This window comes from Kitasatospora sp. NPDC048407, from assembly GCF_043200475.1.
GTDB lineage: Bacteria > Actinomycetota > Actinomycetes > Streptomycetales > Streptomycetaceae > Kitasatospora.
The window spans coordinates 14,824-27,076 of sequence record NZ_JBICXW010000012.1; the positions used below are offsets into that span (position 1 = coordinate 14,824).

Genomic DNA, 12,253 nt, shown 5'->3' on the forward strand with positions numbered 1-12,253 from the left:
ATGTAGATCTGCTCGTGCCGAACGACCGTCAGGTACTCGAACATGCCCGGTATGCGCCGCGGATGATCTCGCTCACCGCCAAGGCGTGACCGCGGGGCTGGGCGGACACGGACTTCGACGTCCGTCTGCAGGACGTGCCGCTGAACAACCGGCGCCCGGACGTGGTGGTGGACCGGGCGGACGCCATCGATGTGGCCCCGAACAGGCCGGAGCATGTGCTGCTGGTGGTCGAGGTGGTGTCGCCGGGGGTCGGAGACCACGGACCGGGTGGTGAAGGTCGACCAGTGCGCGCGGGCCGGGATCGGGTTCTACTGGCGGGTCGAGCGGGCCGCGACGGGGCTGCCGCTGGTGTACACGCACGTGCTCGACCCGGCGAGCGGCAGTTGTCGCGACGGGCCGGTGTTCACCGGGGAGGTGCGGGTCGCGGCGCCGTTCGCCGTGGAGGTGGATCTCACCCCGTGAGGGTCACTCGTCCTTGGGGTCGGGCTGCTCGGTGAAGTCGATCTTCTTGAAGCGGTCGTTCATCGACTTCAGGAGGAACCAGGTGGCGATGCCGAGGGCGGCGAAGACGACGAAGCCGAGGAGGCCGGGGGTGACCTTGGTTTCGTCGAGGGCGAGGTCGGCGGCGAGCTGGGTGACGTTCACGGGGGTGCTCATTCATCCATGGTGACCCGGCCCTACGCGGGCCGGGTCACCGGGGGTGGGTCGTACGGGTTACTTCCGGAGGCCGGCGAAGAGGTCGGTCTCGGGGAGGTCGGTGTCGATCAGGGACTTCGCGAGTTCGTAGTCCTCGGTGGGCCAGACGTCGCGCTGGATGTCGATCGGGACGCGGAACCAGGGGCCGTCGGGGTCGATCTGGGTGGCGTGGGCGATCAGGGCCTTGTCGCGGATCTCGAAGTACTCTCCGCAGTCGACCCGGGTGGTGATCTCCCGCTCGGCGCGGCCGGACTTCTCCCAGCCTTCGATCCACTCGCCGTAGGGCGAGTCGTGGCCGTTCTCGGTGAGGTAGGCGTGCAGGGCGCGGATGCGGCCCATCGGGAAGCCGTGGTTGTAGTAGAGCTTGAGGGGCTGCCAGGGCTCGCCGGCCTCGGGGTAGGCCTCGGGGTCTCCGGCGGCTTCGAAGGCCGCCATGGTGATCTTGTGGGTCATGATGTGGTCGGGGTGCGGGTAGCCGCCGTTCTCGTCGTACGTGGTGATCACGTGCGGGCGGAACTCGCGGATCAGCTTGACCAGGGTGCCGGCCGCCACGTCCACGTCCTCGAGGGCGAAGCAGCCCTCGGGCAGCGGGGGCAGCGGGTCGCCCTCGGGCAGGCCGGAGTCGACGTAGCCGAGCCATGCCTGCTGGACGCCGAGGATCTCCCGGGCGGCGTCCATCTCCTTTCGGCGCACTTCGTGAATGTTCTCCTCGACCCACGGGTCGCCCTGCAGCTTGGGGTTGAGGATCGACCCCCGCTCGCCCCCGGTGCAGGTGGCGACGAGGACCTCCACCCCCTGGGCCACGTACATCGCCATGGTGGCGGCGCCCTTGCTGGACTCGTCGTCCGGGTGCGCGTGTACCGCCATCAACCGCAACTGCTCGCTCAACGCCTGGGTCCCTTCCAGGTAACAAAAAATGTCCGCTTCGTCGGGCCGGCTCCCCCGCCGCCTCTGGCGCGGACGTGCCCCTCCTATAGTGACGGACTGGAGGGCGCGTCCATTCCCGCGGACGGCCGAGCGTTCCTCCGCGAAAGGACCGAGCCGCGCCATGGACCAGAGCCCTACGCCCCAGCAGCCCCTCGCGCCCCCGGTGGGCCGCTACAGCCGGTCCGACGACCGGACGACCGACCGCCGGCTGCGGATCGCCGGTGTCGTGTTCGGGGTGCTGCTGGTGGGCCTGATCGCCTGGCTCGGCACGTCCTACCTGCTGCGCGAGACGAAGCTGAACGGTACGGTGCCGACCTTCCAGCCGGTGTCCGACAGCGAGCTCCAGTTGCAGCTGTCGGTGCGCAAGAGCGAGGGCACCTCCGGCGTGTGCACGGTCCGCACGCAGGGCGCGGACGGCGCGGTGGTCGGCCAGTCGGACTTCCAGATCCCGGCCGAGGGCACCAGCTACGACAAGGTCGTGACGCTGCGGACCACCTCCCGGGGCTCCACCGCGGAGCTGCTCGGCTGCACGCCCAACAAGTAGCGGCCCGCCCGAATAGGCGCCGGAAGACGCCCGGAGCCGCCGGAAGGGTGAGCGAACGCTCTTTGCTCCGCTCACCCTTTCGAGCGCATAGTCGAAGGTGCGGGACGGCCTCGCCCCCCGCAGCCCTTCCCGCCTGTACGGGGAACTTGTTAGGCTCGTGATTTCGCCCCTTCCCTGCCGAATGGCACGGAAGCGGGCGTTGCTTTGCATCTGCCCAGAAAATCGCCCACTGCTGCCGAACCACCCTCGCAGCAGCGCCAGCACGACGAGGAGCACCCTGTGACCCAGACCAACGACGACGTGACCTGGCTCACTCAGGACCACTACAGCAAGCTGAAGGCCGAGCTTGACCACCTGACCGGGCCCTGGCGCATCGAGATCGCGAAGAAGATCGAGGCCGCCCGCGAGGAGGGCGACCTCAAGGAGAACGCCGGCTACCACGCGGCCAAGGACGAGCAGGGCAAGACCGAGGCGCGCATCCGTCAGCTGTCCCAGCTGCTGGAGCGGGCGAAGGTCGGCGAGGCTCCGGCCGACTCCGGTGTGGTGGCGCCGGGCATGCTGGTGACGGTGGCCTTCGACGGCGACCTGGACGACACCATGGAGTTCCTGCTGGCCTCCCGCGAGGTCACCGACGGCGACATCGACGTGTACTCGCCGCAGTCCCCGCTGGGCCGCGCCATCACCGGCAAGTCGGTCGGCGAGGACGCCGTGTACGAGCTGCCGAACGGCAAGAAGGCCGGCGTGAAGATCGTCGACGCCAAGCCGTTCTCCGGCTGAGCCTCCCGCAGCACGACGCCGGACGGCCGCTCCCCCGGGTGGGGGGAGCGGCCGTCCGGCGTTCACCAGCAGAAAGCTCAGCCCGCGGCGCGGCGGTACTTGCGCACCGACAGCCAGGAGAACAGCGCCATGATGATCAGCGACCAGCCGATCGACACCAGCACGGCGTGCTGCATCGGCCAGGCGTCGGGCGTCGGGCCGAGCTGGTTGCCGAACAGGCTGCGGCAGGCCTGCACGGTGGCGGAGAACGGGTTCCAGTAGGCGATCGGCTGCAGCCAGCCGGGCATCGAGCTGACCGGCACGAAGGCGTTGGAGATGAAGGTCAGCGGGAACAGCCAGATCAGACCGGCCGAGGTGGCGGCCTCGGGGCTGCGCACCGACAGGCCGATCAGCGCGCCGATCCAGGAGAACGCGTAGCCGAGCAGCAGCAGCAGGCCGAACGCGGCGAGCGCCTTCAGGACGCCGTCGTGGATCCGCCAGCCGACCAGCAGCGCGACCAGGGCGAGCACCACCACGGTGAACGCGGTCTGCACCAGGTCGGCGAGGGTACGACCGGTGAGCACCGCCGCGCGGGACATCGGCAGCGAGCGGAACCGGTCGACCAGGCCCTTGGTCATGTCCTCCGCGATACCGGCCGAGGCACCGGCCACCGCGAAGGTGACGGTCTGCGCGAAGATGCCCGCCATCAGGTACTCGATGTACACCTCGTGGCTGGGCTGGGCGCCGGGGATGGCGATCGCGCCGCCCATCACGTACGAGAACAGCAGCACGAACATCACCGGCTGCATGAGACCGAAGACCACGATTTCGGGAATTCGGGTCATTCGCCGCAAATTGCGCTTCGCGACCACCCAGGAGTCGTGCAGGGTGGCGGAGACGCCACGGCGGGGGGCTACGGGGACGGGGCCGATCGCCGCGTCCGGCAGTGCGGTGGTCATCTCAGGCGTCCTTCCCGTGGCCGCGACGGCCCTTCTTCGCCGGCTGCTCGCCCTCGTCCACGCCGCCGTCGCCCTCGGTGACATGGCCGGTGAGGGAGAGGAAGACGTCGTCGAGGGTGGGGCGGCGCAGGCCGATGTCGTCGATCTCGATGGAGCGGGCGTCCAGTTCGCGGATGGCGTCGGCCAGGACCTTGGCGCCGCCGCTGACCGGGACGGTGATCCGGCGGGTGTTCTTCTCCACCGCCGGATCGCCCTTCGCGAACGGGGTGAGCGCGGCGACCGCCTCGGGGATCAGGTCGGAGCGGTGCACGACGACCTCGATGCGCTCGCCACCGATCTGGGCCTTCAGCTCGTCGGCGGTGCCGCGGGCGATCACCTTGCCGTGGTCGACCACCGCGATGTCGTGGGCGAGGCGGTCGGCCTCCTCCAGGTACTGGGTGGTGAGCAGCAGCGTGGTGCCCTGCTCCACCAGGGTCTCGATGACCTCCCAGAGCGCGAGCCGGTTGCGCGGGTCGAGGCCGGTGGTGGGCTCGTCCAGGAACATCACCGGCGGGCGGACCACCAGCGCGGCGGCCAGGTCGAGGCGGCGGCGCATGCCGCCGGAGTAGGTCTTGGCGGTGCGGTCCATGGCCTCGGCGAGGTTGAACCACTCCAGCAGCTCCACCGCCCGCTTCTTCGCGTCGCGGGCGCTCATCTGGTAGAGCTCGCCGACCATCTGGAGGTTCTCGCGGCCGGTGAGGTACTCGTCCACGGCGGCGTACTGGCCGGACAGGCCGATCAGGCTGCGCACCTGGTTGGGGTGCTTGAGGACGTCGACGCCGGCCACGGTGGCCCGCCCGGAGTCCGGTTGGAGCAGGGTGGTCAGAACGCGCACGGTGGTGGTCTTGCCGGCGCCGTTGGGGCCGAGCAGTCCGAGCACGGTGCCTTCGGGGACGTCCAGACTGACGCCGTCGAGGGCGTGTACGTCACCGAAGGTCTTGACCAGGTTCTCGGCTTCGATGGCTGACGCCATGGTCCTGCCTCATCTCCCTGAAGTCGGGGTCCTGAAGTCGGAGGTGTGGAGTCGGTGGACGAGCCCGTTTTGGGCGCAGATCACCCACTCTGTTACCTGAGCGCGCCAACGGCAAGCTCGCGATACATCGCAAGATGCTGCCACTCGCGATATATCGCGTCAACCCGAACAGGTGATCCGCGTCTCGGCGCCGGGCCCGGCGCCGCGCCCGGTGCCGCGCCGTCAGTGCGAGACCACGTAGCCGTCCTCGCGCAGCTCCCCGATCACCGCCGCGCAGTGCTCCGGGCCCTTGGTCTCCAGGTGCAGGTCCACCTCGACCTCGGTCAGGCCCAGCTGCGGGTCGATCCGCACGTGCGCGACGTCCAGCACGTTGGCGTCCACCCGGGTCAGCACGCCCAGCAGGTCCGCCAGCGCGCCCGGCTTGTCGGCCAGCCGGACCCGCAGCGACAGGTAGCGGCCCGCCGCGGCCAGGCCGTGCCGCAGCACCCGCTGCATCAGCTGCGGGTCGATGTTGCCGCCGGACAGCACGCCGACCACCGGGCCCTCGAACCGGCCCGGCTCGGCCAGCAGCGCGGCGATCGGCGCCGCCCCGGCGGGCTCGACCACCAGCTTGAGCCGCTCCAGGCCGATCAGCAGCGCCCGGGACAGCTCGTCCTCGGAGACCGTCCGCACCCCGTCCGCGAGCGAGTTGATCACCTCGAACGGGATGTCGCCCGGGCGGCCGACCATGATCCCGTCGGCCATGGTGGAGAACCGCTCCAGCGAGACCGGGCGGCCCGCGGACAGCGACAGCGGGTACGCCGCCGCGGTGGCCGCCTGCACGCCGATCACCCGGACGTCCGGGCGCAGCGCCTTGATCGCGATCGCCACGCCGGCCAGCAGCCCGCCGCCGCCGGTGCCGACCAGCACGGTGCGCACCTCGGGGCACTGCTCCAGGATCTCCAGGCCGACGGTGGCCTGACCGGTGATCACGTCCCAGTGGTCGAAGGGGTGGATGAACACCGCGCCGGTGGCGTCGGCGTACTCGCGCGCCGCCTGCAGCGCCTGGTCGACGTTGGCGCCGTGCAGCCGCACCTCGGCGCCGTACTCGCGGGTGGCGGCGACCTTCGGCAGCGGCGCGGCGAGCGGCATGAAGACGGTGGAGCGCACACCGAGCAGCGCGGCGGCCAGCGCCACGCCCTGCGCGTGGTTGCCCGCACTGGCGGCGACCACGCCGCCGGCCCGCTCCACCGGCAGCAGGCCGGCGATCCGCAGGTACGCGCCGCGCAACTTGAACGAGCCGGTGCGCTGGAGGTTCTCGCACTTCAGGTGGACGGGCGTACCGGCCAGCCCGGACAGGTGGCGGCTGCTCTGCATCGGGGTGACCCTGGCCACCCCGGCGAGCATCTTCTGTGCGCCGCGGACGTCGTCGAGTGTGATCGGCCAGTTCTGCATGAAGATCAGCCTAGGCCGAGGCGGTTCCGATGCCCGCCGGGCGCGCGTACGCTGCTGGGCACGAGTCGCCCGCACCCCCGTGAGTCGCGATGAGCCTGCCCCCGCCCGACGTGCCCGACGCCCCCGACCCCGATTGCCGACTCCCCTACCAGGTCGCGGTGTTCGCCCGGCGGATCAGTGCCGCCGCGGCGCTCGACCGGGCCGCGTTCCTGCTGCTGGACCAGCTCGCCGCCGGCGGGCCGGCCAATGTGAAGACACTGGCGGCCGCGCTGGGCGTGGACTCCTCCACGGTGACCCGGCAGGCCGCGCCGCTGCTGCGCGAACACCTGCTGACCCGGGTGCCGTACCCGGCCGACCGGCGCGCGGCACTGCTCGCACTGACCCCGCTCGGGGCCGGGCGCCTGGCGCAGGTGCACGAGCAGCGGCGGCAGTTGATCGCCGAACTGACGGCCGACTGGACGGCGGACGAGCGGACGCTGTTCTGCGCGCTGCTGGAACGCTTCAACGACGGCCTGCGCAACCAGCGTTGACGCCCAGGTGGTTCAACTCGCAAATGCACAAACGGTATTACCATCCGCGCGGTCCAACGGCGGTCCGCACAGCCGCCGTTGAACCGCGCCGGAACGGCGATCAGCCGAGCGCCTGCTCCAGGTCGGCGAGCAGGTCGGCGGCGGACTCGATGCCGACCGAGATGCGCACCAGGTCGGCGGGCACCTCGAGCGGGGAGCCGGCCGCGGAGGCGTGGGTCATCCGGCCGGGGTGCTCGATCAGCGACTCGACGCCGCCCAGCGACTCGCCGAGGGTGAACAGCTGCGCGCGGTTGCACACCTCGACGGCGGCCTCCTCGCCACCGGCGACCCGGAACGACACCATGCCACCGAACGCCTTCATCTGCTTGGCGGCGATGTCGTGCCCGGGGTGGGTGGGCAGGCCGGGGTACAGCACCTGCGTCACCTTCGGGTGCGCGGAGAGCAGTTCGGCGATCCGGGCGGCGTTGTCGGAGTGACGGTCCATCCGGACGCCGAGGGTCTTGATGCCGCGCAGCACCAGCCAGGCATCGAACGGGCCGGAGACGGCGCCCATCGAGTTCTGGTGGTAGGCGACCTCCTCGGCGAGGCCGGCGTCGGCGACCACCAGGGCGCCGCCGACCACGTCGGAGTGGCCGCCCATGTACTTGGTGGTGGAGTGCACGACGACGTCGGCGCCGAGCGACAGCGGCTGCTGCAGGTAGGGGCTGGCGAAGGTGTTGTCGACGATCAGCAGGGCGCCGGCGGCGTGCGCGATCTCGGCGACGGCGGTCAGGTCGGTGATGCCGAGCAGCGGGTTGGAGGGGGTCTCGACCCACACCGCGCGGGTGTTGGGGCGGATCGCCTCGCGCACCTTCTCGGGGTGGTGGGTGTCGGCGACGGAGAAGTCGACGCCCCAGCGGGTCAGCACCTTGGCGAACAGCCGGAAGGTGCCGCCGTAGGCGTCGTTGGGGATCACGATGTGGTCGCCGGGCTTGAGGATGGTCCGCAGCAGGGTGTCCTCGGCGGCCAGGCCGGAGGCGAAGGCGAGGCCGCGGGAGCCGCCCTCGATCGCGGCGAGGCACTCCTCCAGGGCGGTGCGGGTGGGGTTCGCGGAGCGGCTGTACTCGTAGCCCTCGCGGAGTCCGCCGACGCCGTCCTGCTTGTAGGTGGACACCTGGTAGATCGGCGTCACGACTGCCCCGGTCCGGGGGTCCGCTTCCTGGCCCGCGTGGATGGCGAGGGTTTCGAAGCCGTGGGAAAGCTGGTGCTCGGTCATGCGGTCGAGCCTAGTGCGGCGGACGGATCACGGGTGGTGGTTGGGCGGGTCCGTCTTGGCGGCGCGTCAGGCGGCCGTGCCGCCATCGCAATCGCTTCGCAAAGGGCCAGGTCGTACCGCTACGATCTGCCAGCCGCACACACGATCGACACTTGGGGGCGCGGAATGTCCACCGAGCGCACCGGCATGCGCACGTCCACCCGGGCCCTGCTGGCAGTCACGCTGCTCGCCGGGTTCTACCTGCTCGCGGCGGCCATCGTGGCCGGCCTGGTCTGGCTGAACTTCGAACTGATCGTCAACACCGGCCGGTTCAGCCTGGGAACGGCCAAGATCGTGCTGTTCAGCGCCGCCATCGCCTACCCGGTGGTGCGGGTGGTGTTCCTGACCCGCCGTCCGCGCGACGACAGCCACGACGGCCTGCCGCTGACCCGCGAGGAGCAGCCCGAGCTGTGGGACCGGGTCGACCGGATCGCCGCGGCCACCGGTGTCCGCGGCCCGGCCGAGATCCGCCTGGTGCCGCAGGTCAACGCCGGTGTGTACGAGGAGACCAAGCTGCTCGGCCTGATACCGGGCCCCCGCCACCTGGTGATCGGCGCGCCGCTGCTGATCGGCCTGACCGAGGCCGAACTGGACTCGGTGCTCGCCCACGAGTTCGGCCACTACGCCAACAACGACGTCCGCCTGGCGGCCGCCACCGTGGCCGGCCGCGCCGCCATCGGGCACACCATCGCCACCCTGCACCACGGCGCCGACCAGAACGTCGCCGAGCGGACCTCCGAGATCGCCGCGAAGAACGCCGCCCGGGAGGCCCGCGGCCGCAAGGCCCGCGACACGGACGCCGGCAACGGCGGCGTCGAGCGCTACCTCGCCAAGCTGTTCACCCTGTACGCCAAGCTGTACTTCCGGGTGTCCGAGTCGATCAGCCGCAGCCAGGAGTACGCCGCCGACCGGCACGCCGCCCGGATCGCCGGCCGCGACGCCACCGCCTCCGCGCTGCGCCGCATCCCCGTGCTGGACGCCGCGCAGGGCTTCTACCTGAACAGCTACGCCACCATGGGCGTGGGCGCCGGACTGCTCCCGCTGCCCGGCCAGTTCTTCGGCGGCCTGGACCGCCTGCTGACCGACCCCGAGCGCGGCAAGGAGCTCACCGACATGGGTCTGGAGCTCCCCGACGAGCAGCCCGACCCGTACGACTCGCACCCGCCGATCAAGCAGCGGGTCGCCGCCGTCGAGGCCCTGCCGGACACCCCGGGCCTGCCCGGCCTCGGCGAGGACCGGCCCGCGCTCGGGCTGCTGCGCGACCCGCAGCGGCGGCTGGCCGAGCTGGAGACGCTGGCGCTGATCCCGGAGGCCGCGCAGATGCGCCGCCTGGACTGGCCGGAGCTGGTCCACGAGGCGATGCTCGCGTACGCCCGCGAGGAGGCCGAGCCGGTGCTGCGCGCGCTCACCGACAGCGGCCTGCCCGGCACCGCCGAGGCGATGCTGGACGCGCTGGACGCCGGGCGCTCGGCGGAGATCGCCGGGCGGCTGCCGCAGAGCCAGGAGTCCGCGCAGGCCACCGGCCGGGCCGCCCGCGAGTTCCACCGCCCGCTGCTGCGCCGGGCCCTGCGCGCGCTGACGGTGCTCGCCCTGGCCTCGCAGCAGCAGGCCCGCTGGGAGCTGTCCTGGAGCCGCCCGGCCGCCCTGGTGCTGCCCGGCGACACCGGCGAGCGGCTGCCCGAGGCGCTGGACGCCGCCGTCGCCGACGCGCCCGACACCGCCCCGCTGCGCGCCCTGCTGGCCGAGGCCGCCGCCCCGGCCGACCCGCAGTCCTGACCTCCCGGAGAACCGTTCGATGGACGCTCGTCTGATCCTGCTCATCCCGCTGGTCCTGATCGCCGCCCTCAAGCTGGCCCCCTGGCTGATGAAGCGCCGTGTCGCCACTCTGAACGCCCGCACCGAGGAGGCCAAGGCCACCATCGCCCGGTACGAGGAGGCGGAGCGGAAGCGGCGGACCATCTACCCGGCCGACCACGGACTGGTCCCCGGGGACGAGCTGATCCTGGATCCGGGCCTGGCCGGCCCGGACGTGGACGCGGCGCTGGCCGCCCTCGAGGCGGGCGACTGGCACCCGGTCGCCGACCTGCTCGCCGCCGCCGCGGGCGACCACGACCGGCGCCGGGGTCTGATGCGCCGCTTCGCGGAGCCCGCCGCCGAGAACGACGCCTGGCTGCTGGCCTGGCGCGCCGAGCAGCCGGACAACGCGGACGCCGCGATCCTCGCCCAGGACTCGCTGGTCGTGCTGGCCTGGAACGTGCGCACCAGCCAGCGGGCCGCCGCGGTCACCTCGGAGCGCTGGGCCGCGTTCCGCAAGGTGCTGGGCGACGCCGAGGCGGCCGCCGCCGAGGCCGTCCGGCTCGCCGACCCGGCCGACCCGCTGCCGTTCGTCGCCCAGATCCCGCTGGCGATGGGCCAGAGCTGGGACAACGAGCGCTTCCGGGCGCTCTGGCAGGAGATCGTCTCCCGCGACCCGCACAACTTCTCCGCCCACACCGGCGCCCTGCAGTACTGGTGCGCCAAGTGGAAGGGCAGCCACGAGGAGATGCACGCCTTCGTGGACGCCGCGGTCGCCGCCGCCCCGAAGGGCAGCCTGCTGTCCGCGCTCAAGCTGGAGGCGTACTTCGAGCAGTTCGAGGGGAACAAGGAGCCGTACACCGCCCCCGAGGTGCAGGCCGCCGTGGCCGCGGTGCTGGCCGACCTGGAACTGGCCGACCCCGACGACCGCCACCGCCGCTACGCGCACGGCTGGCTGGTCTGGGTGCTGGCCCAGGCAGGCCGGCCCGCCGACGCGATGCCGCACCTGCGGGCGCTCGGCCCGATCGTCCCCGAGCCGTGGACGTACTGGGCGGACCCGGTCGACAGGTTCGTCACCCGGCGCATCGACATCGTGCTGGCGGCCACCGCGGACTGACCGCCGTGCCTGGCGCGATCCGCGACGGTTGCCGAGGATGGGAACGTCAGCCGTGCCCCCGTTGCCGAGCCCGGCGACGGGGGCACGGAGCGTTGTCGGCCGGAGGTGAGCGGTAATGGCCGGGTTGGTACGGATGAATCTGGACTCCCCCGAGGAGGTCCGCCCGTTCGAAGAGGGCAAGGGGCAGGTGTCGCTGGTGAACCTGAAGTCCGGCGGCGTCGGCCGGGGCGTGTTCGAGCCGGGCTGGCGCTGGTCGAAGCACGTGAAGCCGATCGCCGGCACCGACAGCTGCCAGGCCTCGCACGCCGGGTACGTGATCTCGGGCCGGATGCGGATCGAGATGGACGACGGCCAGGCCGAGGAGTTCGGCGCGGGCGACGTGATGATCTGCCCGCCCGGCCACGACGCCTGGGTGCTGGGCGACGTGGCCTGCGTGGTCGTCGACTGGCAGGGCTTCACCGACTACGCGAAGCGCAGCTGATTCCCGCTCAGCCGGCCCGCCGCACCTCGTGCATGAAGCAGCCGTACTCGACGGCCCGCACATGCACCACGGCGATCTCCGGGTCGGTCAGCAACTCGGCGGCCAGCTCGGGCAGTTCGTCCGGCTCGCCGACCCGGCCGCCGAGGATCCGGCCGTCCGCGGAGTAGGCCCGCAGCACTCGCTGCCCGCCGTGGAAGCCGTCCGGCCAGCCGCCCGCGAAGCCCTCGCACGGGTCGGCGTGCACGAACACCGGCCCGGTCTCCAGGTACGCTCCCGGGTCGCAGCCGGTCTCCTCGGCCCAGCGCCGCAGCGGCGCGTACGACAGCAGAACGATCCGGTCTCCGGGGCGGGCCCGGGTGAGGCAGCACCGCAGCGGCGAGCCACCGTCCTCGGTGACGGTGACGGGGTGGCAGCGCCCGCTGTCGTCGAGCCGCCGCAGTTCGGCGAGCGTCTGCGCGGGAACGGCCCGCACGTCGAGGGTGGTGTCGGTGGTGTTCATGACCCCCAGCCTGCGCGAACCGGGCGCGGCGGTCCGGCGGGTTCCGGACGTCGCGCTGCGGCACCGCCTGCTGGCGGGCGCGAGCTGCGCGGCACGCTCGGGGTCGGCGTTGTCGGTGGCGGGGGCTGCAGCGATCGTGTCCGCGTTGGCGCCGGGGGAGATGATCTACGCGGAGATAGTCTCCGCAGGGATGAACTCCTCGCCGTGATC

14 protein-coding genes and 1 pseudogene are annotated in these 12,253 nt (G+C 72.0%); 8 read left to right on the forward strand and 7 right to left on the reverse strand.

Features of this window, described 5'->3' with window-relative positions:
- Positions 1-101: 101 nt before the first annotated feature.
- Positions 102-462: pseudogene (locus ACGFWJ_RS21915) on the forward strand (Uma2 family endonuclease); the annotation flags it as partial.
- A 3-nt stretch (positions 463-465) separates the two neighbouring features.
- Here ACGFWJ_RS21915 and ACGFWJ_RS21920 read toward each other — a convergent pair.
- The gene (locus ACGFWJ_RS21920; RefSeq protein WP_392952062.1) at positions 466-657 is read right to left on the reverse strand and encodes a hypothetical protein; all 192 of its coding nucleotides are present in this window, start codon (positions 655-657) and stop codon (positions 466-468) included.
- 57 nt (positions 658-714) lie between these two features.
- Positions 715-1,584 carry a mycothiol conjugate amidase Mca gene (gene mca, locus ACGFWJ_RS21925; RefSeq protein WP_387637915.1) on the reverse strand — a complete coding sequence of 290 codons (870 nt, stop codon included), beginning with the start codon at positions 1,582-1,584 and terminating at the stop codon, positions 715-717.
- Positions 1,585-1,744: 160 nt separating this feature from the next.
- On the opposite strand from mca, the gene ACGFWJ_RS21930 reads away from it, so the two are divergent.
- Both ACGFWJ_RS21930 and greA read left to right on the forward strand, forming a co-directional pair.
- Positions 1,745-2,167, forward strand: coding sequence for a DUF4307 domain-containing protein (locus ACGFWJ_RS21930; protein ID WP_387637918.1), 423 nt, complete (start codon positions 1,745-1,747; stop codon positions 2,165-2,167).
- A gap of 279 nt (positions 2,168-2,446) precedes the next feature.
- Entirely contained in the window at positions 2,447-2,944 is a 498-nt protein-coding gene (greA, locus tag ACGFWJ_RS21935) for a transcription elongation factor GreA (RefSeq protein ID WP_387637920.1), read from the forward strand.
- A 77-nt stretch (positions 2,945-3,021) separates the two neighbouring features.
- Here the strand turns inward: greA and ACGFWJ_RS21940 are convergent, their stop codons facing one another.
- The 3 genes from ACGFWJ_RS21940 to ilvA form a co-directional block, all read right to left on the reverse strand.
- Positions 3,022-3,882, reverse strand: coding sequence for an ABC transporter permease (locus ACGFWJ_RS21940; protein ID WP_392952065.1), 861 nt, complete (start codon positions 3,880-3,882; stop codon positions 3,022-3,024).
- Position 3,883: 1 nt separating this feature from the next.
- Complete coding sequence (locus ACGFWJ_RS21945) at positions 3,884-4,894, reverse strand: ATP-binding cassette domain-containing protein (protein ID WP_392952068.1); 1,011 nt, start codon at positions 4,892-4,894, stop codon at positions 3,884-3,886.
- A 222-nt stretch (positions 4,895-5,116) separates the two neighbouring features.
- Complete coding sequence (gene ilvA, locus ACGFWJ_RS21950; RefSeq protein WP_392952071.1) at positions 5,117-6,328, reverse strand: threonine ammonia-lyase; 1,212 nt, start codon at positions 6,326-6,328, stop codon at positions 5,117-5,119.
- 89 nt (positions 6,329-6,417) lie between these two features.
- On the opposite strand from ilvA, the gene ACGFWJ_RS21955 reads away from it, so the two are divergent.
- Positions 6,418-6,858, forward strand: coding sequence for a MarR family winged helix-turn-helix transcriptional regulator (locus tag ACGFWJ_RS21955; protein ID WP_392952073.1), 441 nt, complete (start codon positions 6,418-6,420; stop codon positions 6,856-6,858).
- A 100-nt stretch (positions 6,859-6,958) separates the two neighbouring features.
- Here the strand turns inward: ACGFWJ_RS21955 and ACGFWJ_RS21960 are convergent, their stop codons facing one another.
- A complete protein-coding gene (locus ACGFWJ_RS21960; RefSeq protein ID WP_392952075.1) occupies positions 6,959-8,113 on the reverse strand; it encodes a cystathionine gamma-synthase in 1,155 nt (384 codons plus the stop codon).
- 165 nt (positions 8,114-8,278) lie between these two features.
- Here ACGFWJ_RS21960 and ACGFWJ_RS21965 point away from each other — a divergent pair, with 165 nt between their 5' ends.
- The 3 genes from ACGFWJ_RS21965 to ACGFWJ_RS21975 all read left to right on the forward strand — a co-directional run bounded on the left by ACGFWJ_RS21965 (position 8,279) and on the right by ACGFWJ_RS21975 (position 11,544).
- Positions 8,279-9,928 (forward strand): M48 family metalloprotease, encoded by a 1,650-nt coding sequence (locus ACGFWJ_RS21965; RefSeq protein WP_392952078.1) that lies wholly within the window; start codon positions 8,279-8,281, stop codon positions 9,926-9,928.
- 19 nt (positions 9,929-9,947) lie between these two features.
- The gene (locus tag ACGFWJ_RS21970; RefSeq protein ID WP_392952080.1) at positions 9,948-11,063 is read left to right on the forward strand and encodes a hypothetical protein; all 1,116 of its coding nucleotides are present in this window, start codon (positions 9,948-9,950) and stop codon (positions 11,061-11,063) included.
- A 115-nt stretch (positions 11,064-11,178) separates the two neighbouring features.
- Positions 11,179-11,544, forward strand: a complete 366-nt coding sequence (locus ACGFWJ_RS21975) for a cupin domain-containing protein (protein WP_392952083.1) — start codon at positions 11,179-11,181, stop codon at positions 11,542-11,544.
- 7 nt (positions 11,545-11,551) lie between these two features.
- Here ACGFWJ_RS21975 and ACGFWJ_RS21980 read toward each other — a convergent pair whose 3' ends face one another.
- Entirely contained in the window at positions 11,552-12,043 is a 492-nt protein-coding gene (locus ACGFWJ_RS21980; RefSeq protein WP_387637944.1) for a DUF1203 domain-containing protein, read from the reverse strand.
- Between ACGFWJ_RS21980 and ACGFWJ_RS21985 the strand changes: the two genes are divergently transcribed.
- A complete protein-coding gene (locus ACGFWJ_RS21985; RefSeq protein WP_392952086.1) occupies positions 12,042-12,251 on the forward strand; it encodes a hypothetical protein in 210 nt (69 codons plus the stop codon). The genes ACGFWJ_RS21980 and ACGFWJ_RS21985 overlap by 2 nt on opposite strands.
- The last annotated feature ends 2 nt before the right edge of the window (positions 12,252-12,253 follow it).